Below are 21654 nucleotides of genomic sequence, written 5' to 3'. Positions count from 1 at the left end.
CTCCCTGCAACAAAAACGGCTCCCGCGGGAGCCGTTTTTTTATGGGGCCAGCCCAGGTTCAACCGCGAAACAGCTCCACCTTGTCCCCATCCTGCAGGCTGCCGGCGCCGCGCACCACTACCTTGTCTCCCTGCTTGAGGGCGCCGCTCACCGCCACCTCCCGGCTGTCCCCAAAGAGCACGGTGACCGGCACCCGGTTCACCGTGAGCGCCTCGCCGCGCTGCTCCACCTGATAGACCACGCTTCCCTCGGTGCCGAGCACCAGGGCATCCCGTGGCAGCAGCATGGTGTGCTGCTCTCCCATCGGCAGCGCCACCCGCACCGGCGAGCCGATGATGAAGGTACCCGCTTCCGGCTTGAGGCGCAGCTCGATGAGCCGGGACTTGGGATCGGCGCTCGCCGCCCGCTGGTAATAGATGGCGTGGCTGCTGAGCTGCTCCCCTTCCACCCGCAACCGGGTCTGGGTGGCCAGTTGCCGGGCCCAAGCAATAGGCGCACGCAACCGGATGTCCGGCTGGTCCGGATTGACCAGCTCAAGCGCCTGTTCGCCCGCATCCACATGCTCCCCCGGCTGGATGAAGTGTTCATTCACCACCCCGTCAAACGGGGCAAAGATGCGGCTTCTGCGCAGCTGCTCCTCAATCTGGCGCACCTGCACCCGCGCCAACTGATCGGCCAGCTCAGCCTGCTCCACGTCATAGCGCGCCTTGTCATACTGACTCTGGGAGGCACTCTTTTGCTGGTGCAAACGATCCAGGCGCTGGAACTCGGCGCGAGCGTAACGCAGGTTGCTCCCCTCTCTGGCTTGTTCCGCCCTCGCCTGCTCCAGCGAGAGGCGCAGAGTCGCGCTGTCCAGGCGCAGCAACTCGTCCCCCGCCTTCACCCGGCTGCCAAACTCGGCTATCCACTCCACCCGACCGCTCACTTCGGCGCTGAGCGCCGCCTGCTGGCGGCTCGCCACTGTGCCGCTGACCCAGATGCTGGCCCCCGCCTCTCCCTGGGCCACCTCCGCCAGCGTCACCATCTTGCTTTGTGCAAGCGCAGGCAGGCAGCCAGCCAGCAGCAGAGCCCCCACCACTATCCTTGTGAAACCTTGTGTCATCGATGAGCTCCTTGCTCAGGCACGCTGCCGAAGGGCGTGCGGTATGTCGGTCTGCTCCCCCAACCGCAGGAAGGCGGGCAACAGGATCAGGGTGAAGAGGGTGCTGCAGCTCATGCCGCCGACGATGACTGTGGCCAGCCCCCGGTAGATTTCGCTCCCCTCGCTCGGACTCAGCATCAGGGGCAGCATGCCGAAGATGCTGGTGAGGCTGGTCATGGCGATGGGACGCATCCGGCTTTGCAGGGCGTCGGTGACTGCCGACTGCCGGCTCATCCCCTCCCGCTCGGCCATCCTGGTCTGGTGCACCAGCAAAATGGCGTTGTTGACTACCAACCCGAGCAGGATGACGAAGCCGATGATGGTGAGCAAGTCCATCGGCAGCGGCGCCACCAGACCGCTCAGGTGCAGCGCCAGCACGCCGCCTACGGTGGCGAGCGGCAAGGTGAGCAACACCAGCACGGCATCCTTGAGGGAGGCGAAGACCCCCCACAGCAGAATGAGCAGTATCATCACGGCGAACAGGAAGATGCTGCCGAGGTTGCCGAGCGCCTGTTGCAGGCTGTCGGCATTGCCGGCGACCCGCAGCTCCCCCCCGGCCGGCAGCAACGGCCGGATAGCGGCAAAGCTCTTGTGCTGCAGGGTGTCGAGCACCTGCTCCATGCTCATCCCCGCAGGGGGCGAAATCTGCAGGCTGATGCTGCGCCGCCCATCGGATCGGAAGATGCTCTCAGGCCCGAGTTGCGGCTCCACCCGCAGCAGTTCCCCAAGGGGAACGATGCGCCCGGACGGGGTCGCAAGCGGCACCGCCTTGAGCTCATCCGGGTTGGCGGAGGCCTGCCCCATCAGCAGGATGTCGAGCCGCTCATCCCCGTCGAAATATTCGCCGACCCGCAGACCATCGCCAAAGGTCTGGATGATGGCGGGCATGGGGGAGCGATCCCAGCCCACCTCGGCCAGGCGCCTGTCCTGGGGCACCAGCCGAAGCTCGGGAGCGGTGAAATCGAGTCCAGGTTCTGGCCTGACCTGGGCGCCGGGCAAGTCCCGCTGCACTATGGTCATGCTCTCCCGGGCCGCCTGATAGAGTTCGGGCAGCCCACCCCCCTGGATCAGCAGGGAGATGCTGTTTTCACTGTCAAAACCGCCAAACAGGGACCCCTGACCGCCAAACACCCGGGTGTCGGGAATGCCCACCAGCAATTGCTTCATCAAGAGCTGCTCCAGTACCTTGATCTGGTTATCCTCCTTTGGCCGCACCCCGATTTGGGCACCGCCCGGGTAGCGCAGGATGTAGTAGTTCTTGAGGACAGGCTCCTTCTCCCCTTTCATATAGGGGTCGAGGCGGGCAATCAGGGTATCGATCACCTCCTCCCGCTGGGCCTTGAGATTGACCCCGGGGGTGAAACTCATCCAGACGTCGATGGCGTCCCGCTTCACATCCGGCAGGTAGTTCATCTTGGGCAACATCAACCAGCTCACCAGCACAGGCCCCGTCATCATCAGGACGATGATGGCCCAGCGCCTGGGGGCGGTGGCAGTCCAGCGGATCACATGGCGGGTGACGCGGCACCACAGGCGCTCAAAGGGATCAATCAGCCGCTCGTGCCCCATCCAGCGCGCCGCCACCGCAGGCAACACCGTGACCGCCACCACCATGGAGACGGTCACCGCGCAGGCGATGGTGAGCGCAAGATCGGCAAACAACTGCCCTTCCACGTCGTTGAGCAGCAGCACCGGCAGGAAGATGGCGACCGTGGTCAGGGTGGACGCCACCAGAGCGGTCCACACCCGGCGAGTGCCCTCCAGCGCCGCCTCTCCCTTGCTGATGTCACCCCGCTCATGGCGCCGGTAGATGCTCTCCAGCACCACGATGGCGGCGTCGAGCACCATGCCGACCGCAAACGCAATGCCCGCCAGGGAGATGATATTGAGGGTCCGCCCCATCACCTTGAGCAGGCAGAAGGTGAGCATGATGCTGATGGGAATGGCGATCGCGATCATCAGGGTCGCCTTGAGCTGGCGAAGAAAGACCCAGAGGATGGCGCAGGAGAGCAGCACCCCGAGCCCCAGGTTGGCGGTCACCATGCTCACCGCCCGGTTGATGTAGAGGGAAGCGTCAAACGACTGCTCCATGTGCAGGCCGACCGGCTCCAGCACCTCCCGGTTGAGCTCCCCGACCTTGGCCTTGATCCCCTCGAGCGCCGCCAGGGCATTGGCACCGCTCTCCTTGAAGATCTGCGCCGCGATGGCGGTGTTGCCGTTCTGGATGCGCAGCACCGGGTTCTCCTCCCGAGCCACTCTGATCTCGGCAACGTCCCGCAGATAGATGGGCAGGCCGTCACGCCAGTCCACCACCTTGTCCCCCAGGGCCGCCACGTCATAGCGACCGGCAAAGCGCAGCTTGTACTCCCAGCGTCCTATGTCGAGGGTCCCGGCCGACACATCCCAGCCCGTCGTTGCCCGGCTGGCGAGCACCGGGATCTCCACCCCAAGCTCGGCGGCGCGGTAAGGGTCGAAGCGGATCTGGATCTGGCGCTCGTTGATCCCCTCGATGTCGACCGTGGACACCCCGGGGATCCGCTCCAGCTCGGGCTTGACCCTCGCCTCGATCAGCGCCTGGTGATCGTCTATCTCCCCCTTGGCGCCGGGCAGTTGCTGGATGAAGAAGAAGGTCAGGGTGTCGTTGCTGCTGTAGTTGTTGACGTAAGGACCACCGATGTTGTCCGGCAGCCCCGAGACCCGGTTCAGGCGGGAGATGACGTCAAGTTGGGCCCGCTGCATGTCGGTGCCGAGGGCAAACTCCATGTCGATTTCGGTGAAGCCGGGGTAGCTGTTGCTGCTGAGACTCTTGAGCCCCTGTACCCCCTGCATCTCCTGCTCGATGGGATCGGTTATCTCCGACTCCATCTCCTGGGGCGAGGCCGAACGCCAGTCCACCGTGATGTTGAGGTGAGGACGGTCTATGTCGGGAAACAGCTGGACGGGCAGTCCCCGGATGCTGAGCAAGCCCAGCAAAAAAATCAGCACGACCGAGACCGCCACCCAGATGGGGCGTTCGATCGCCGTTTTGGCGAGGTTCATTCACTCTTCCTGAGTTGTTGTTATCGGCCATTCCGATGGCCTTGCTTCCTGCCCCAAGGGTGGGGGCCATTGCATTAAACTGGAATTAATCGACCTTGTAAATGCCTGGTTAAACAACAAAAAACCGGCCACTAGGGCCGGTTGTCGGTTTACGCTCGGGGTCAGGCTGCATGCTCGACCGGGTTCGGTTGAGACAATCCTTCCAGCTCGCCAGGAGCGAAGTTGTCCACCTGGATAGCCTCGTAGCGCAGGGCATCGGCGGCCAGCAGCTTGTCCGCCTCCTCCTTGCCGAGGATGGACTGGGACAGGGCCGCAGCCACCAGCTCAGGCAGCGCCAGCTTGCGGGGCAGTCTGCCCTCTTTCTGGGCCTGCACCAGCTTCTTCTCGATGGGCTGCACCGAGACCATGGCCTGGAAGGCACGCTCCATCAGCCCCACCGGATCCGCCTCGTCCTTGCCCACATAGCAGAGCGCGGTCAGACGATCCCGGAACTCGCCCGGCGTCATCATGGCCAGACAGATTGCATGGCAGCGATCGTCCGCCGGCATCTTGTAACCGACGCCGAACGGGAACACCACCCGCTTGAGTACGGCACCCACCACCTTGTTCGGGAAGTTCTGGAAGAAGCCCTCGAACGCCTTGCCAATCAGGTAGAGGTTGCGCTCCACCGCGTACTGGACGAACGGCAGGTCAGAGACCATGCGGCCCTGATCCTCGTAGTGCTTGAGGGTAGCGGAGGCCAGGTAGAGGTGACTCAGCACGTCACCCAGACGGGCGGAGATCATCTCCTTGCGCTTGAGATCCCCGCCCAGCATCAGCATGGAGACGTCGGCGCACAGGGCCAGACCCTTGCTCATGCGAGAGAGCTGCTTGTAGTAGCGGGCGGTTTCGCCAGCCACCGGGGCGCTGTTGAACTGGCCCAGGGTCAGCCCCTGGAACAGGGCACCGAAGAAGTTGCCGGTACCGAAGGCGATGTGTTTCATCAGCAGGGCGTCAAACTTCTCGAGACCGCGCTCCACATCGGTGTCGGCCGCCGCTTCCAGCTCGGCAAACACATACGGATGGCAGCGGGTGGCCCCTTGCCCGAAGATCATCAGGTTGCGGGTCAGGATGTTGGCCCCTTCCACCGTGATGGCCACCGGAATGCCCATGTAGGCGTAGCCGGTGTAGTTTTTCGGGCCCAGCTGGATGGCACGACCAGCATGGATGTCCATGGAGTCATCCATCACCTGGCGGGCCATCTCGGTCATGTGGTACTTGGAAATCGCGGTGACGATGGCCGGTGCCTGACCCAAATCCAGGGAACCTGCGGTCATGCGACGAGCCCCTTCCAGCTGATAGGTGAGTCCGCCAATGCGGGCCAGCGCTTCCTGCACCCCTTCAAACTTGCCGATGGACATGCCGAACTGCTTGCGCACGTAGGAGTAGGCGCCCACGGTGCGGCTCGCCATGTGACCACAGGCGGTGCCAAGGGCAGGCAGCGAGATGCCGCGACCGGCGGAGAGGCACTCCACCAGCATGCGCCAGCCGCGGCCGGCGTAATCCGGGCCGCCGATGATCCAGTCGAGCGGAATGAACACATCCTTGCCGAAGGTCGGGCCGTTCAGGAACGCCAGCCCCATGGGGTAGTGGCGATCGCCGACGCGCACGCCAGGGTGACTGGTCGGGATCAGTGCACAGGTGATGCCGATCTCTTCCTTGTCACCCAGCAGTTTTTCCGGGTCATAGAGCTTGAACGCCAGCCCCAGCACGGTGGCGCGCGGCGCCAGGGTGATGTAGCGCTTGTTCCAGTTCAGGCGAATGCCCAGCACCTCTTCCCCCTTGTGCATCCCCTTGCAGACGATCCCCTTGTCCGGGATAGCGCCCGCATCGGAGCCCGCTTCCGGCCCGGTCAGGGCGAAGCAGGGTACCTCCTTGCCGTTGGCCAGCCCCGGCAGCCAGAAATCTTTCTGGGCCTGGGTGCCGTAATGCATCAGCAGCTCGCCCGGGCCGAGGGAGTTGGGCACCATGACGGTGACCGCGACGCTCAGGCTCTTGGTGGCGATACGGGTGACGATGGTGGAGTTGGCAATCGCCGAGAACTCGCGGCCGCCGTAGGATTTCGGGATGATCAGGGAGAAGAAGCCTTCTTTCTTCAGATAGTCCCACACCGGCTCCGGCAGGTCCTTGGTCTCGTTGACGATCTTGAAGTCGTCCACCATGGCGAGCAGGGTTTCGACCTGGTTGTCGATAAAGGCCTGCTCTTCTGCACTCAGCTCGGCCTTGCCGTAGCCGTGCAGTTTCTTCCAGTCCGGGTTGCCGCGAAACAGCTCCCCGTCCCACCAGACGGAGCCGGCCTCCATGGCCTCCCGCTCGGTGGCCGACAGGGGCGGCAATATCTTCTTGAAGATGCCGAACACGGGGCGGGTCACCACCTTTTTACGGATGGCGGGGACACCGAGCACCACGGCTATCGCCAGCACCAGCAGGACAAGCAATGTGATCATACCGAAGTTCCTTCTATTTCACTGTTTCCGTTGATTATTGTTAGGTGTTACACGGCCAGGGAGAGCCTGGTCGACTCCACGGGCGCCCCGACACCGGACGCCAGATAAGGAATGACGTTGCGCACCAGCCCTTCCACATCGAGCTGCTGGCCAAAATCGGCCTGGGCGATGTCACGCAGGGCATCCGCAGAGGCCATGGTGAAGACGACGGTGCCCAGGGTGAAGTGCAGGCGCCAGAAGAGATCCGCTGGCGACAAATCCGGATTGGCCTTGGAGATGGCCTGGGTGATCCCGTGCAGGGTCGCCCCATAATGGGTGGTAATAAAGCGGCGCAGGTGGCCCTGACTGTCGATATAGCCGCGCCCCAGCAACTGCATGAAGAGCGCCGGGCCATTCGCCCTGACGGCCGACAGTTTCATCAGGGGTTCGACAAAGCTCTCGAACACCTGCAACAGGGTCAGCTGATCCTGAGCCATCAACGTCTGCAACCGCCCGTCCAGTGCCGGCATGAAGAGGCTCAGATAACGGTCGAGCACCGCCTGGATAAGCTCCTTCTTGGAGCCGAAGTGATAATTGACCGAAGCCAGGTTCACATCGGCCTCGCTGGTGATCAGACGCAACGAGGTATCGGCGAACCCCCGCTCGGCAAACAGCACCTCGGCGGCATCGAGAATACGGTTCTTGGTATCGATTTTACTCACTGGACACCTCACTTAAACGAATGTTTAAAAAGTACGTTTCACGCCCACCCATGTCAAGAGAATGTGAAGAAGTGTTGGCTAAATGTTTTTAATCAAAAAAGAGGGAAGATGGCGGGAACTTCGCGGCGAGCCGGCACTCTATATCTATGCCACTGCAATTAAACATTAAGTCTCGCCCAACCTGCGTCATGCTAGTTGGGCATTTTTTTACCCTGCCGTCACCCGATGCGCCGACAGAGAACCAAAAAAACCGTCGCAGGGGCGACGGCGGGGAAAACGGGTCTGACCATCCAGTGTCGACCCATCGATGGGTGTTCAGGCTTGCATCGATGTAGCTATCCTCGCAGTGAAACGTCATCAGACTTTGTCAGCACGGACCCAAATTGTGACAAAGTATGGCAACCAGCCACATGGCCCGGCTTCGCCAATCTTGCTATGCTGTCGCCTCATGCCAGAGGGGAGAGAAGATGAAGTATACGGTCGATACCCACACGCACACCGTCGCCAGCACCCACGCCTACAGCACCATTCATGATTACCTGCCCATCGCCAAAGCCAAGGGGATCAAGCTGTTCGCCACAACGGACCATGGCCCGGACATGGCAGATGCCCCGCATTACTGGCATTTCGTCAATCTGCACGTGTTGCCCAGGGTTGTGGACGGGGTCGGTATCCTGCGCGGCATCGAAGCCAACATCAAGAACATCGATGGTGAAATAGACTTCCCCGAGCGCTACGAATCGCGGCTCGACATGATCATGGCGGGCTTTCACGAACCGGTGTTTCCCCCCTGCGATCAGGCGACCCACACCCAGGCCATGATCAACGCCATTCGAAGTGGTCGGGTCGACATGATAAGCCACCCCGGCAATCCCGCCTTCCCCATCGATATCCAGGCGGTGGTCAAGGCAGCGGCAGAGTATCGAGTGGCGCTGGAGGTCAACAACTCCTCGTTCAGTCACTCCCGTGCAGGCAGTGAAAGCAACTGCCGCGCCATCGTCGAGGCGGCGCGCGATCTGGGTGCCTACCTCACTTTCGGCTCCGACTCCCACGTGGCATTCAGCCTCGGCGACTTTGATCACTGCCATCGGCTGGTCACCGAAGCCAACTTCCCACATGAGCGGATCCTGGCCCGCTCCCCCCGCGCACTGCTCGATTTTCTCGAGAGCCGCGGCCGTGCTCACATCCCGGAGTTCATTGACCTCTGATATGCCTTAACATCATGAGCCAACTCATAAAATCGAGTTGGCTCAATTGACTTGTCCGGCTTTTTTCACGACTCTGAACATCAAACCGCCGGTATAGCTCAGTTGGTAGAGCAGCGCATTCGTAATGCGAAGGTCGTAGGTTCGACTCCTATTACCGGCACCAGACAGACGAAGGGTTGGCCTCAGTGCGAGGCCAACCCTTCGTGCTTTTTGTCCCGGGTCTCGGGCCAAGACGCCGGTGTGACTGCGCCAGAACACCCTCCCCTTCCAGGACACCGCCATCCGCGACGGTCCTGTTCATCTTTCAGAGCCTGACGCACCAACCTGGCCCCACCATCAGAGAGGGCAGCCAGGCAGCCACGCCCCGGCTGCACCTGGGCGAGCATCGTTATCCAGAGGCCCCTCAGCGCTGGGCATAGATCTGGTCGAACACCCCGCCCTCCTTGAAGTGAGTGCGCTGGATCACAGGCCACGCGCCGAAGGTCTTCACCACGTCGAGGAAGGTGGCGTTCGGGAAACGGTCTGCAAACTCGGCGAGGATCGCCGGGTTGCGCGGGCGTAGATAGTTGCTGGCAGCAATGCGTTGGCCTTCGTCGGACCAGAGATAGGCCAGATAGGCTTCGGCCTCCTTGCGGGTACCCTGCTTGTCGACCACCTTGTCCACCACTGACACCGGCAGCTCGGCCACGGCGGTGACGCTCGGATAGACCACCTCGAAGCTGCCACGACCGAACTCCCGGGCAATCATTTCGGCTTCGTTTTCGAACGTGACCAGCACGTCCCCTATGCGGTTCTGGATGAAGGTGGTAGTGGCGGCGCGGCCGCCGGTGTCGAGCACGGGAACCTGCTTGAACAGCTTGCCGACAAATGCCCTGGCCGCCTCTTCATCGCCCCCCTGCTCCAGCACATAGCCCCAGGCAGACAGGTAGGTGTAACGACCGTTCCCCGAGGTCTTGGGGTTGGGCACGATGACCTGTACCCCCTCCTTGAGCAGATCAGGCCAATCCTTCAACCCCTTGGGGTTGCCCTTTCGCACGATGAACACGGTGGCCGAGGTGAAGGGGGCGCTGTGATCCGGCAGGCGATCCGCCCACCCCTTTGGCACCAGACCCCCATGCTCGGCGAGGGCGTTGATGTCGGTGGCCATGTTCATGGTGATGACATCGGCGGGCAGGCCGTCGATGACGGCGCGCGCCTGCTTGCTCGATCCGCCGTGGGACATGTTGATCTGCAGTGGCTCCCCGCCTTCGGCCTGCCAGTGCTTCAGGAAGGCTCCGTTGTACTCCTTGTAAAAATCGCGCATCACGTCATAGGAGGCGTTGAGCAGGGTGGTCGCCTGGGCCAGCGGGGCGAGAGCCAGTCCTGCAACAAGCAGGGTGGCGGGCACGAGCCGTTTCATTTCACATCCTTGGAATGAGGGGCGAGTGACTGACTATAAGAGCCGACCATTTATTCTTTGAAAGAATAATTACTGCTCAGCTTATGCGATAAATGGCATCTCCTGGGTCCAGCGCAACGGATGACGGCGATGAGATGGTCACCTCCAGGCGGGTCATGATGGTTGCCGAGGGCGGCGCCCATGAGCCTGGGGCTCCTCCTGCCCGCTCCCTGCCCCGGGCAGGGAGCGCTGTTGTCACCTGCCTCGATTTGGCTTCTCGACATGACAGATAAAAAAACGGGGCGAACCTAGTGGTTCGCCCCTGATGCTTTTTACGTCAACCCCGACGGGTCAACCCTGTTTGTCTGATCCCGACTCTGCGTCCTTCGGCGCCTGCCAGCCGCCACCGACGGCCTTGTAGAGGGCGACCTGGTTACTCAGCTGGGCGAGCCGGGTGCTGATGAGCCCCTGCTTGGCGCTGAACAGGGAACGCTGGGCATCGAGGCGGGTCAGGTAGCTGTCCACCCCTTGCTCGTAACGCACCTCCGCCAGCCTGAAGTAGGTCTGGTTGGCATCCACCAGCGCCTGTTGCGCCTGCAACTGCTGCGCGTAGTCCGCCTGGGCACCGAGGGTGTCCGCGACCTCTTTGAAGGCGGTCTGGATGTTCTTCTCGTAGCTCGCCACCGCCTGCCTGGTCCCCACCTCGGCCACGTCCAGATCCGCAACGCGCTTGCCGCCATCGAAGATGGGCAGATTGATCTGGGGCATGAAAGTCCAGGTGCCGGTGCCGCCGTCAAACAGACCGCTCAGCTGGTTGCTGGCGGTGCCCGCCGTCGCGGTGAGCGAGATGGTCGGGAAGAAGGCGGCGCGGGCCGCCCCTATGTTGGCGTTGGCCGCCTTCAGGTTGTGCTCCGCCGCCAGGATGTCCGGGCGTTGCTGCAACAGGCTGGAGGGCGCTCCCACCGGGATCGGCGCCAGTTTCACCTCGGCCAGGGTGGCCGGTTGTGCCGCCAGCACCGGGATATCGGTGCCAAGCAGCAGGGCCAGACCGTTTCTGTCCTGCTTCACCAGACGCTGGTATTGCGCCTGACTGACCTTGGCGTTTTCCAATGCCGTGCGCCCCTGGGCCAGCTCCATCTCGGAGGCGGCACCCAGGCGGTATTTGTGCTCGGTCAGGGCATAACTCTCCTGCTCGGTGGCGAGGGTCGCCTGGCTCAGGGCCAGCAACTCCTGATCCGCCAGCAGGGTGAAGTAGGCATTGGCCACCGAGGCCACCAGCGCAATCTGGGTGCTGCGCTGGGTCTCGATTTGCGCCAGATAGGTCTCAAGGGCCTGATCTTTCAGGCTCTGGATCCGGCCAAACAGATCCAGCTCATAGGCGGTGATGCCGATGTTGGCGCCGTACTGGCTGCTGATGGTGCCCTGCCCCGTACTACTGAGATCATCGGATCCCTGCTGGCGGGTACCGCTGCCACTGGCGGCCAGGGTCGGCAACTGGGCCGCCCGCTGGATACGGTATTTCGCCTCGTAGGCCTCGACGTTGAGGGCTGCCAGGCGCAGATCCCGGTTGCTCTCAAGGGCGGTGCCGATCAGCGTCTGCAGGGCCGGGTCCTGGAACTGCTGGCGCCAGGGGGCAAGTTCCCCCTTGGCGGCCAGGTCTGCTTGCCAGGAGGCGCCTTGGGGCAGCTCGGGGCGCTGGTAGTCGGGGGCCATGGAGCAGCCCCCCAGCATCAGGGTCACGCCCAGGGCGATCAGGGTCTTAGTCATGGTTGATCTCCTTGGTGTGGACACTCTCTTCCCCGGCATGCTTGCGTTCGGTGAAATAGCGCATCACCAGCACGAAGAAGAGCGGCACGAAGAAGATGGCGAGCACGGTGGCACTGATCATCCCCCCCATCACGCCGGTCCCGATGGCGTTTCGGCTGCTGGCGCCCGCCCCGGTGCTGATCACCAGGGGCAGTACCCCCAGGATGAAGGCGAGCGAGGTCATCAGGATGGGGCGCAGACGCTGACGCGAGGCCTCCACCACCGCATCCCCGAGCCTCATCCCCTTGTCGTGCAGCTCCTTGGCGAACTCGACGATGAGGATGGCGTTCTTGGCCGACAGCCCGATCGTGGTGAGCAGGCCCACCTGGAAGTAGACGTCATTCTCAAGCCCGCGCAGGGTCGCGGCCAAAATGGCCCCCAGCACCCCGAGCGGCACCACCAGCATGACCGAGAACGGAATGCTCCAGCTCTCGTAGAGGGCCGCCAGACAGAGGAAGACCACCAGGAGCGAGATGGCGTACAGGGCCGGCGCCTGGGAGCCTGCCTGACGCTCCTGGAAGGAGAGGCCGGTCCACTCGATGCCGATCCCTTCCGGCAACTGTTTCACCATCTCCTCGATGGCCGCCATGGCATCACCCGTACTCTTGCCCGGGGCCGCCTCACCGACGATCTCCATGGCGGAGACACCGTTGTAGCGCTCAAGACGGGGCGAGCCGAAGCTCCACTCCGTGCTGGCAAAGGCGGAGAAGGGCACCATCTGGCCCGCGCTGTTGCGCACGTACCACAGCTTCAGATCTTCCGGGTTCATCCGGAAAGGGGCATCCGCCTGCAGATAGACCTTCTTGACCCGGCCTCTGTCGACGAAGTCGTTCACATAGGAGGAGCCCCAGGCCGCCGACAGGGTGTTGTTGATGTCGGTGATGGAGAGCCCCTGGGCCAGCGCCTTCTCGTAATCGATCTTGATGTCGAGCTGGGGCGTGTCTTCCATCCCGTTCGGGCGTACCCGCACCAGGTTGGGATCCTGCGACGCCATGCCGAGCAACTGGTTGCGCGCCTGCATCAGCTTCTCGTGACCCAGACCGCCTCGGTCCTGCAGGAAGAAGTCGAAGCCGGTGGCCGTGCCGAGTTCCGGAATGGGGGGCAGGTTGAAGGCGAAGACCTGGGCTTCCTTGATGCTGAACAGGAACCCCATGGCGCGGCCGATGATGGCATTGGCGCTGCGCTCTTCTCCCTTGCGCTCGCTCCAGTCCTTGAGCTTGATGAAGGCCATGCCGCTGTTCTGACCGCTACCGGCGAAGCTGAAGCCCGCCACCGTCAGCACGGAGTCCACGTTCTCCTTCTCGTTCTCGAGGAAGTAGTCGCGCATCTCCCCGAGCACCACCTCGGTCCGCTCCTTGGTCGCCCCCACCGGGAGCTGCACCATGGACATGATGACCCCCTGATCCTCTTCCGGCAGGAAGGAGGTGGGCATGCGCATGAAGAGCACCGCCAGCACCGCCAGCATGGCCAGATAGATGATGCCGTAGCGGGTGCCCTGCTTGATCACCTTGCGCACGCCGTTCTGGTAACGGTTGGCGTTGGTGTCGAAGAAGCGGTTGAACCAGCCGAAGAAACCGCGCTGGGCGCCGAATTCACCGTGCTTCATGGGTTTGAGCAGGGTGGCGCACAGGGCCGGGGTCAGGATCAGGGCAACCAGCACCGAGAGCACCATGGCCGAGACGATGGTGAGGGAGAACTGGCGATAGATGGCACCGGTAGAGCCACCGAAGAAGGCCATGGGCACGAACACCGCCGACAGCACCAGGGCGATGCCCACCAGGGCGCCGGTGATCTGGGTCATGGACTTGCGGGTCGCCTCGAGGGGGGAGAGATCCTCCTCGCTCATCAGACGCTCCACGTTCTCCACCACCACGATGGCGTCATCCACCAAGAGGCCGATGGCGAGCACCAGACCGAACATGGTCAGGGTGTTGATGGAGAAGCCGAAGGCCGCCATCACCCCGAAGGTGCCGAGCAGGACCACGGGCACCGCGATGGTCGGAATCAGGGTTGCCCGGAAGTTCTGCAAGAACAGATACATGACGCAGAAGACCAGGAAGATCGCCTCGATCAGGGTCTGCACCACCTCCTCGATGGAGATCTTCACGAACGGCGTGGTGTCGTAGGGATAGACGATCTCCATGTTGGCCGGGAAGTACTCGGAGAGTTCACCCAGCTTGGTCCGCACGTGCTCGGCGGTGTCCAGGGCGTTGGCACCGGTCGCCAGCTTGATGGCGACGGCGGCGGTGGCCTGGCCGTTGTAGAGCGCGGTCGCGTCGTAGTTTTCACCGGCAAGTTCGACCCGGGCCACGTCCTTGAGCTGGACCTTGGAGCCGTCCTGGTTCACCCGCAGCAGGATGTTGTTGAACTCCTCCACGGTGGAGAGCCGGGTCTGGCCCATGATGGTGGCGGTAAATTGCTGATCGCTCACCGCAGGGGTCCCCCCCAGCTTGCCGAAGGCAACCTGGGCGTTCTGGGCCTTGATGGCGGCCTGAATGTCGGCCGGGGTCATCTGCACCCGGTTGAGCTTGTGGGGATCGAGCCAGACGCGCATGGAGTACTGGCTGCCGAACAAGGTGATGTCACCGACCCCGTCCAGACGGCTCAGAGGCTCCTTGATGTTGGCTACCACATAGTCCGCCAGGTCATCGTTGGTCATGGCGCCATCGGTGGAGATGAAGGCGGCCACCATCAGGAAGCTGCTGGAGGTCTTCTGGACCCGCACGCCCTGTTGCTGCACCTCTTGGGGCAGGAGCGACATGGCCTGTTGCAGCTTGTTTTGCACCTGCACCTGGGCGATGTCGGGATCCGTACCCGGCTTGAAGGTGAGGGTCACGCTGACGTTCCCTGACGAGTCGGATTGCGCCGACATGTAGAGCAGGTGATCCAGCCCGGTCATGTTCTGCTCGATGATCTGGGTCACCGAGTCTTCCACCGTCTTGGCGGAGGCCCCCGGGTAGCTGGCGGAGATGCCAACCGCCGGCGGGGCGATGGTCGGGTACTGGGCCACCGGCAGGCCGATGATGGCCATGGCCCCGGCCAGCATGATCACCAGGGCGATCACCCAGGCGAAAATGGGTCTATCTATGAAAAAACGTGCCATGAGGCGACTACTCCATCCTACTGCTTGGTTGCCGGGGTCTGTTGTGCGCTGTTGTCGGCACGTTCAGTGGGCGCCACCACGACCCCGGGTTTGACTTTCTGCAGACCGGCGACGATCACCTTCTCGCCAGCCTTGAGACCGGACTCCACCACCCAGCTGTCGCCGGACATGCGGCCGACCTGCACTTCACGCAGTTCCACCTTGTTGTCCGCCGTCACCACCATGACGGTGGCACCGCCCTTGGGGGTACGGGTCACGGCAGTCTGGGGCACCAGCAGGCCTTGCGGGCGCTCGCCCTCCTGCAAGGTGGCGCGCATGAACATGCCGGGCAGCAGCAGTTGATCCGGGTTGGGCACGATCACCCGCAGGGTCACCATGCCGGTCGCCTCGTCCACGGTCACGTCGGAGAACTGGAGGGCCCCTTTCTCGCCATACTGGCTGCCATCTTCCAACTGGAAGCTGACACCGGCCCCGTCCTTCTCCCCCTGGGTCAGCTTGCCCTCGGCCACCAGGCGCTTGAGGCGCAGCAGGTCGGCGGTGGACTGGCGCACGTCCACGTACATGGGATCGAGCTGGGAGATGGAGGTGAGGCTGTCCGCCTGCTGGGCGGTCACCAGGGCACCCTCGGTCACCGCCGACTTGCCGATGCGGCCGCTGATGGGGGCCGTGATGCGGGTGTAAGCCAGGTTGATGTTGGCGGTCTGCAATGCGGCCTTGGCGGCCCCGATCTCGGCCAGCTGCTGTTTCCAGGCCGCGTCGGCGTCGTCATACTCCTGGCTGCTGATGGCTTTCACCTTCACCAGCTCGGCGTAGCGCTGGGCCTTGAGGCGGGCGCTGCGCTCGTTGGCCTCGGCCTTGGCGAGGTTGGCCTTGGCGGAAGCCACTTCGGCCTGATAGACGGCGGGATCAATCTGATAGAGCAGTTGACCGGCCTTGACGTCGCTCCCCTCGGTGAAGAGGCGCTTGAGGATGATGCCGTTCACCTGGGGACGCACCTCGGCCACCCGCAGGGGGGCGGTGCGGCCGGTGAGCTCGGACAACAGTTGCAGGGGGGCCGTATGGAGGGTGACCACGTCCACGGCGGCGGGAGGCATCTCCCCCATGGCCTGCTGGGCCCCGTCCTTGTCACCACAGCCAGCCAGCAGGCCGCTTGCCAGCAAGGCAAGGCCGACCGAACGTGCGAGAATATGTTTATGCATCAAGTCTCTGAACCTCAGTTTCAATCAAAAAGAAGTGACAAAACCACAGGGTTTATAAGGCCCTTGTTGGTAAAACGGCGAAGATGAGGCAATATACATACATTCATGAATGTATGTAAGAAACTTTTTTCACTTTTAAACAGGACCGGAGTCAATGGCCAGACGCACCAAAGAAGAGGCGCAGCAAACCCGCTGCAACATCATGAGCACGGCCCTGGATCTCTTCTGCCAACAGGGGCTGGCACGCACCAGCCTGACCGATATCGCCAAGGCGACGGACCTCACCCGGGGCGCCATCTACTGGCACTTCAAGAATAAAGAAGAGCTGTTCGTCACCCTGTGGGAGGAGCTGTGTGCCCCCCTCTCCCACCAGCTCGATGCCTGCGTCGACGAGGCGGAGCCGGATCCCCTGGGCAAGCTGCGCAGCTTTCTCAAGGAGGTGATGCTCAAGATCAGCACCGAGCCCGCCCACCAGCAGATGTTCACCATCATGTTCAATCTGGAATCCATGGAGGGAGAGGCCGCCGTCATGCGCGAGCACATGCACCTGCAATCCATGAATTTCTTCCGGGATCTGGAGATCACCCTGGCCAATGCCGTGCGTCGCGGCCAACTGCCCGAGGGGCTGGATCTGCGCCGTGCCGCCACCCTGCTCCACTGCACCCTGGATGGCTACATCATCAACTGGCTGCACTTCCCGGATCGCATCGATCTGATTGAAGAGTCGGACTTTCTCCTCGATACCCTGTTCACCCTCATCGCGAGCCCCACCCTTCGCCGCCACCCCTGAGTCTGCAAGGCGCGCCGCCCCCGCCAATGCTCAACAGCCGGGGGCAAACCTGCTAGAGTAACGCCCCCCACCACGATGAGCCCGACACCCTTGCCACACGCCCCCGCGCCGGCGCACGACGCCGCCCCTCGCCCCGCCCTCGTGGCAGGCGCCCATGCCCTCTTCCTGGCCCTGCTGGGCAGCGGCCGTCATCTGCTGGAGGCCGGTTGCGGGGCAGGAGAGGATCTGCGCCTCTTTCGCCAGCAGGACCTCACCGTGACCGCCTTCGATGCGAGCCGGGCGCAGGCCGCCGCCGCCTCGCGCCTGTGCGGCCAGCCGGTGCGGGTCTGCCGCTTCGAGCAGATGCAAAGCGTCGTTCCCTATGACGGCATCTGGGCCAGCGGCTCCCTCCCCTGTCTGCCCGAGCACGAGATAGCCCCGGCGCTCGGTCATCTGGCCACCCTGCTCAAGGCCGGGGGCCCCCTCTACGCCTCCTTCCCCCACGGGATGGGCGAACCGCAGCCACGGTCGGGGGAATATCCCCTGCAGACCCGGCTCGACGAGGCGGGGCTGCGACGCCTGATCGCTCCCCTCCCCTTCACCCTGCACCACGGCTGGGTGGGGGAAGATGAGGTGAACGGCCCCTGGCTGCACGCCTTGCTGGTGCGGTGCTGATCCGCGAAAGCCCCCGGGGACAGTGACACCTCACGGCATTCAGCCCATTAGCAATATTTAACCCTGAGTTAACCACCATAAAGCAGACAAGATGCGGTTTTTGTGTTAAAAAGCGGCATTAAAATCAAAATTAAATAACAAATCAGACACCAACACCTGGATTCCCCCATGAAACTCGTTCTCAATCTGGTTGCCGGTATCCTCGCCGGCCTGCTGCTCGGTCTCTATGCCCCCGAATGGGTCGCCCGCGTGCTGTTCACCGCCAAGACGGTGATAGGCCAGCTCATCACCTTCACCATCCCGCTCATCATCCTCTTCTTCATCATGAGCGGCATCGCCAGCCTGCCGAAGAACTCCGGCAAGCTGCTGGGCAAGACGGTGGGGCTCTCCTACTGCTCCACCATACTGGCGGGCCTGTTCGCCTTCACCGTGGCGAGCCACCTGATCCCGCACCTGACCACGGCCGCCGAACCCACCGCCGAGGCAGCCACCAAGCTCGCTTCCTACATCAATCTCGAGATCCCGCCCCTGTTCGGGGTGATGTCGGCCCTGGCCGCCGCCTTCGTGTTCGGCATCGGCATCAGCGCCACCCAGGCCACCGACCTGCGCCGGGTCGCCGATCAGGGCCGTGACATCATCGACCGCCTGCTGGCACGCGTGATCATTCCCCTGCTGCCCTTCTACATCGCCGGCGTCTTCGTCGAGATGACGGTGGAAGGTACCGTCTTCGCCACCCTCAAGACCTTCGGGGTAGTGCTGGTGATGGCCATCGTCATGCACTGGATCTGGCTCTGCGTCCTGTTCGTCGGCACCGGTCTCGCCCAGGGGCGCTCCCCCGTCATGCTCATCAAGAACATGCTGCCCGCCTACTTCACCGCCCTTGGCACCATGTCCAGCGCCGCCACCATTCCGGTGGCCCTGCAAGCCAGCAAGCGCAACGGCGTGAGCGACGGCATCGCCAACTTCACCGTGCCCCTGTGCGCCACCATCCACCTGTGCGGCTCCACCATCACCCTGGTAACCTGCGCCACGGCGGTGATGTTCCTCTCCGAACACCTGGCCATTCCGGGCTACGGCACCATGGTGCCCTTCATCATGATGCTGGGCGTCATCATGATTGCCGCGCCGGGCGCACCGGGTGGCGGTGTCATGTCCGCGCTCGGCCTGCTCACTTCCATGCTCGGCTTCGGTGAGGCCTCCATCGCCCTGATGATCGCCCTCTACCTGGCCCAGGACAGCTTCGGCACCGCCTGCAACGTCACCGGTGACGGCGTCATCGCCCTGTGGGCCGACCGCTTCGCCCGGGGCGAGCCAGCACTCAGCACCGAGCAGGACGCAGCCTGATAGCGCAGGCAATAAAAAACGGGAGCCATCGGCTCCCGTTTTTCGTTGGCGCAAGAGGGCGTCTCAGCCCCGGCGGCGGATCACCCCTTCCTGCATGGTGCTCGCCACCAATACCCCATCCCGGGTGAAGAACTGGCCGCGCACCAGACCCCGACCGCCGCTGGCGCTCGGGCTGTCCACCACGTAGAGCAGCCAGTCGTCCAGCCGGAACTCCCGGTGGAACCACATGGAGTGATCGATGGTGGCCACCTGCATGTCCGGCTCCCAGTAGGAGACCCCGTGGGGCTGCAGGGCGGCGAACAGAAAGTGGAAGTCGGAGGCATAGGCCAGCAGGTAGTTGTGGACCCGCTGATCATCCGGCACCGGGCCATTGGCCTTGAACCAGGTGTAGCGAAGGGGCTCGTGGACATCCGGGCGAATGGGGTCCACCAGGGTCACGGGGCGAATTTCGATGGGCTTCTCGCACAGGATCTTGTCCCGCAGGGCCGCCGGGATCATCTGCTCGTAGGGACGCACCAGCTCCAGCTCGCTCTTGAGCTGCTCGGGAGGCGTGATGCCGCCCGGCATCTTCGCCTGGTGCTCGAAGCCCTCGGCCTCCACCTGGAAGGAGGCGTTGAGGTAGAAGATGGGCTTGCCATTCTGGATGGCCTTGACCCGCCGGGTGGAGACGGTCTGGCCGTCGCGGATGTTCTCCACGTCGTAGACGATGGGCTTGTTGGCATCCCCGGGGCGCAGGAAGTAGGAGTGGAAACTGTGGACCTGGCGGTCGCTTGCCACCGTCTGCTTGGCGGCTGACAAGGCCTGCCCCATCACCTGTCCGCCAAACACGGATCGCAACCCGAGATCCTGGCTCTGGCCCCGAAACAGGCCCTCCTCGATCTTTTCGAGCGCCAGCAACGCCAGCAGCTCATCCAGTACCTTGCTCATTGGTTTCTCCTGTCTTTGTGCGCGAAAGGCTAACAAGCCCGTCCCGGCAGGGCAACAGCTCCCTCGGCAGGGTCGAAAAAAAGAAAGAGAAATTGATGAAAACAAAAATGCATTAGTAAAAGGAATGAAAAAGCCCCCTGCGCCGCCCTCTTTGTCGTACTAGGCCGGGAACATGTCCGGAACACAAAAAAGCCCGCACCTTGGGGGGCGGGCTTGTGGCGTGTCCGGGGCGAGCGGCCCGTGGCGGCGGCTTACTTGCTGCCGGTGCCGGAGTTGCGGGTGGAGGAGGTCGGCTTGCGACGGGCGGTGGTAGCACGGGCGCGCGGCTCCTTGCCCTGCATCTCCTTGTGGCGCTTCACGGCGCGACGGATCTGGGCGGCCTGCTTGTGGCGGGTGCTCTTGCCATCCTGCTGCAAATCGACCTTGGATTCGGTCTCGTTCGGCAGGTTGACCAGGCCGCGCAGGTAGTTCACCTCGGGGAGTTTCAGCTCCTGCCAGCCGCCGCGGGGGATGCCGCGATCCAGCTTGACGTCGCCGTAGCGGATACGCATCAGGCGGCTCACCTGCACTTCCTGGGACTCCCACAGGCGGCGCACTTCCCGGTTGCGGCCCTCGGTCAGGGTGACGTTGAACCACTGGTTCAGCCCTTCACCGCCGGCGGGCTTGATCTTGTTGAACTTGGCCATGCCGTCTTCCAGCTGCACGCCCTTGCGCAGGCGCTGCAACATGGCTTCGGTGATCTCGCCAAAGACGCGCACCGCGTATTCCCGCTCCACTTCGTGGCTCGGGTGCATCAGCCGGTTCGCCAGCTCGCCGTCGGTGGTGAACAACAAGAGACCGGAGGTGTTGACGTCGAGGCGGCCGACCGCAATCCAGCGGGCGCCATCCATCTTGGGCAGACGATCAAACACGGTGGGACGTCCTTCCGGATCGTGGCGGGTGCACATCTCCCCTTCGGGCTTGTGGTAGGCCAGCACGCGGCAGATCACTTCCTCTGCGGCGCGGGTCTTGACCTGGTGGCCATCCACCCGGATCACGGCGTTCACTTCGACGCGATCCCCCAGCGTGGCGACCTTGCCATCCACGCTGACCCGACCTGCGGTGATCAGGGCCTCCATCTCACGACGGGAGCCTTGACCCGCGCGGGCCAATACTTTTTGCAGTTTTTCACTCATCGGGTTTACCTGATTGTTGATCGCTGCCCGCCGACATCGCGGACAACCTTGGCTCTTGTGGGAAGGCCCCGTTGGCCTCCCCACCATGTTCATGCTCAGCACGGCCTGCCAGAGGCTGACCGTCACCGCCCTCGCCCGGCATGAGCGACAAGGGGGCCTGCAGCTCGGGATCCAGCTCGGGGAGCTGCTCCAGACTCTGCAGGTTGAAATAGTCCAGAAATTCACGGGTGGTGGCGAGCAGCTCGGGGCGACCCGCCACCTCCTTGTGACCGATGCTGCGCACCCAGCCACGCTCTTTGAGGGTGTTGACGATCTGGCTCGACACCGCCACCCCGCGGATGGCTTCTATCTCCGCCCGGGTGATGGGTTGACGATAGGCAATCAGCGTCAGCGTCTCCATCACGGCGCGGGAATAACGGGGAGCCCGCTCGCTCCACAGGCGCGACAGCTCCTCGGCATACTCCTGGCGGGCCTGGAAACGCCAGCCGGAGGCCACCTCTTTGAGCTCGACCCCCCGCTCGCTGTAATCCTGTCTGAGCTCTGCCAGCAGCAGCTGGACATAGCGGCCGGTGACCGGGTAGTCCGAGAGCACGCTGCCCTTGATTTCGCTCACCGTGAGGGGACGCCCCGCCACGAAGATCGCCGCCTCGATCAGGGTCTTCAATCGTTCAGCAGGCAGCGCCACGGTGGACCTCCCGGGTCC

At 63.2% G+C, this 21654-nt stretch carries 15 protein-coding genes and 1 tRNA gene; 5 read left to right on the top strand and 11 right to left on the bottom strand.

Features of this window, described 5'->3' with window-relative positions; translation table 11 throughout:
• Positions 1-58: 58 nt before the first annotated feature.
• From AB5Y53_RS14960 to AB5Y53_RS14945, 4 genes are all read right to left on the bottom strand, one after another.
• A complete protein-coding gene (locus AB5Y53_RS14960; protein ID WP_368182419.1) occupies positions 59-1102 on the bottom strand; it encodes an efflux RND transporter periplasmic adaptor subunit in 1044 nt (347 codons plus the stop codon).
• A 15-nt stretch (positions 1103-1117) separates the two neighbouring features.
• The gene (locus AB5Y53_RS14955; RefSeq protein WP_042017492.1) at positions 1118-4180 is read right to left on the bottom strand and encodes an efflux RND transporter permease subunit; all 3063 of its coding nucleotides are present in this window, start codon (positions 4178-4180) and stop codon (positions 1118-1120) included.
• A gap of 161 nt (positions 4181-4341) precedes the next feature.
• Positions 4342-6666, bottom strand: a complete 2325-nt coding sequence (locus tag AB5Y53_RS14950) for an acyl-CoA dehydrogenase (protein WP_041213197.1) — start codon at positions 6664-6666, stop codon at positions 4342-4344.
• A 47-nt stretch (positions 6667-6713) separates the two neighbouring features.
• Positions 6714-7367: a TetR/AcrR family transcriptional regulator gene (locus AB5Y53_RS14945; RefSeq protein WP_005324182.1), complete on the bottom strand. Its 654-nt coding sequence runs from the start codon at positions 7365-7367 to the stop codon at positions 6714-6716.
• A gap of 467 nt (positions 7368-7834) precedes the next feature.
• On the opposite strand from AB5Y53_RS14945, the gene AB5Y53_RS14940 reads away from it, so the two are divergent.
• Both AB5Y53_RS14940 and AB5Y53_RS14935 read left to right on the top strand, forming a co-directional pair.
• Positions 7835-8575, top strand: coding sequence for a phosphatase (locus AB5Y53_RS14940; RefSeq protein ID WP_039041236.1), 741 nt, complete (start codon positions 7835-7837; stop codon positions 8573-8575).
• Between the two features lie 87 nt (positions 8576-8662).
• Positions 8663-8738: transfer RNA gene (locus AB5Y53_RS14935), tRNA-Thr, on the top strand.
• A gap of 240 nt (positions 8739-8978) precedes the next feature.
• Here the strand turns inward: AB5Y53_RS14935 and AB5Y53_RS14930 are convergent.
• From AB5Y53_RS14930 to AB5Y53_RS14915, 4 genes are all read right to left on the bottom strand, one after another.
• Positions 8979-9974: a sulfate ABC transporter substrate-binding protein gene (locus AB5Y53_RS14930; protein WP_286701225.1), complete on the bottom strand. Its 996-nt coding sequence runs from the start codon at positions 9972-9974 to the stop codon at positions 8979-8981.
• Positions 9975-10304: 330 nt separating this feature from the next.
• Positions 10305-11720 carry an efflux transporter outer membrane subunit gene (locus AB5Y53_RS14925; RefSeq protein ID WP_368182417.1) on the bottom strand — a complete coding sequence of 472 codons (1416 nt, stop codon included), beginning with the start codon at positions 11718-11720 and terminating at the stop codon, positions 10305-10307.
• The gene (locus tag AB5Y53_RS14920; RefSeq protein ID WP_010673711.1) at positions 11713-14862 is read right to left on the bottom strand and encodes an efflux RND transporter permease subunit; all 3150 of its coding nucleotides are present in this window, start codon (positions 14860-14862) and stop codon (positions 11713-11715) included. The genes AB5Y53_RS14925 and AB5Y53_RS14920 overlap by 8 nt, the downstream gene beginning before the upstream one ends.
• A 17-nt stretch (positions 14863-14879) precedes the next feature.
• On the bottom strand, positions 14880-16061 hold the full coding sequence (locus AB5Y53_RS14915) for an efflux RND transporter periplasmic adaptor subunit (RefSeq protein ID WP_368182415.1): 1182 nt from the start codon (positions 16059-16061) through the stop codon (positions 14880-14882).
• A 154-nt stretch (positions 16062-16215) separates the two neighbouring features.
• On the opposite strand from AB5Y53_RS14915, the gene AB5Y53_RS14910 reads away from it, so the two are divergent.
• The 3 genes from AB5Y53_RS14910 to AB5Y53_RS14900 all read left to right on the top strand — a co-directional run bounded on the left by AB5Y53_RS14910 (position 16216) and on the right by AB5Y53_RS14900 (position 18849).
• Positions 16216-16851, top strand: coding sequence for a TetR family transcriptional regulator (locus AB5Y53_RS14910; protein WP_010673709.1), 636 nt, complete (start codon positions 16216-16218; stop codon positions 16849-16851).
• Positions 16852-16941: 90 nt separating this feature from the next.
• The gene (locus AB5Y53_RS14905) at positions 16942-17505 is read left to right on the top strand and encodes a class I SAM-dependent methyltransferase (RefSeq protein ID WP_368182413.1); all 564 of its coding nucleotides are present in this window, start codon (positions 16942-16944) and stop codon (positions 17503-17505) included.
• A gap of 168 nt (positions 17506-17673) precedes the next feature.
• Positions 17674-18849 (top strand): dicarboxylate/amino acid:cation symporter, encoded by a 1176-nt coding sequence (locus AB5Y53_RS14900; RefSeq protein ID WP_042014198.1) that lies wholly within the window; start codon positions 17674-17676, stop codon positions 18847-18849.
• 63 nt (positions 18850-18912) lie between these two features.
• On the opposite strand, the gene tesB is transcribed toward AB5Y53_RS14900, so the two are convergent.
• The 3 genes from tesB to scpB all read right to left on the bottom strand — a co-directional run bounded on the left by tesB (position 18913) and on the right by scpB (position 21636).
• Positions 18913-19776 (bottom strand): acyl-CoA thioesterase II, encoded by an 864-nt coding sequence (gene tesB, locus AB5Y53_RS14895; RefSeq protein ID WP_041214836.1) that lies wholly within the window; start codon positions 19774-19776, stop codon positions 18913-18915.
• A gap of 251 nt (positions 19777-20027) precedes the next feature.
• Positions 20028-20951, bottom strand: a complete 924-nt coding sequence (gene rluB / locus AB5Y53_RS14890) for a 23S rRNA pseudouridine(2605) synthase RluB (RefSeq protein WP_039039190.1) — start codon at positions 20949-20951, stop codon at positions 20028-20030.
• The gene (gene scpB, locus AB5Y53_RS14885) at positions 20944-21636 is read right to left on the bottom strand and encodes an SMC-Scp complex subunit ScpB (protein WP_042014199.1); all 693 of its coding nucleotides are present in this window, start codon (positions 21634-21636) and stop codon (positions 20944-20946) included. The genes rluB and scpB overlap by 8 nt, the downstream gene beginning before the upstream one ends.
• Positions 21637-21654 lie beyond the last annotated feature (18 nt).

Origin of the sequence: Aeromonas sp. R7-5, from assembly GCF_040908015.1 — a bacterium.
Taxonomy (GTDB): domain Bacteria; phylum Pseudomonadota; class Gammaproteobacteria; order Enterobacterales; family Aeromonadaceae; genus Aeromonas; species Aeromonas caviae.
Note: the sequence above shows the minus strand (reverse complement) of the source record. Positions and strands in the feature narration are given on the sequence as shown.

Coding starts and splice junctions, on each gene's coding strand:
- AB5Y53_RS14900 (WP_042014198.1), top strand. CDS start 17,674: ATGAAACTCGTTCTCAATCTGGTTGCCGGTATCCTCGCCGGCCTGCTG.
- AB5Y53_RS14920 (WP_010673711.1), bottom strand. CDS start 14,862: ATGGCACGTTTTTTCATAGATAGACCCATTTTCGCCTGGGTGATCGCC.
- AB5Y53_RS14915 (WP_368182415.1), bottom strand. CDS start 16,061: ATGCATAAACATATTCTCGCACGTTCGGTCGGCCTTGCCTTGCTGGCA.
- AB5Y53_RS14925 (WP_368182417.1), bottom strand. CDS start 11,720: ATGACTAAGACCCTGATCGCCCTGGGCGTGACCCTGATGCTGGGGGGC.
- AB5Y53_RS14930 (WP_286701225.1), bottom strand. CDS start 9,974: ATGAAACGGCTCGTGCCCGCCACCCTGCTTGTTGCAGGACTGGCTCTC.
- AB5Y53_RS14955 (WP_042017492.1), bottom strand. CDS start 4,180: ATGAACCTCGCCAAAACGGCGATCGAACGCCCCATCTGGGTGGCGGTC.
- AB5Y53_RS14960 (WP_368182419.1), bottom strand. CDS start 1,102: ATGACACAAGGTTTCACAAGGATAGTGGTGGGGGCTCTGCTGCTGGCT.
- rluB (WP_039039190.1), bottom strand. CDS start 20,951: ATGAGTGAAAAACTGCAAAAAGTATTGGCCCGCGCGGGTCAAGGCTCC.
- tesB (WP_041214836.1), bottom strand. CDS start 19,776: ATGAGCAAGGTACTGGATGAGCTGCTGGCGTTGCTGGCGCTCGAAAAG.
- AB5Y53_RS14910 (WP_010673709.1), top strand. CDS start 16,216: ATGGCCAGACGCACCAAAGAAGAGGCGCAGCAAACCCGCTGCAACATC.
- AB5Y53_RS14940 (WP_039041236.1), top strand. CDS start 7,835: ATGAAGTATACGGTCGATACCCACACGCACACCGTCGCCAGCACCCAC.
- AB5Y53_RS14950 (WP_041213197.1), bottom strand. CDS start 6,666: ATGATCACATTGCTTGTCCTGCTGGTGCTGGCGATAGCCGTGGTGCTC.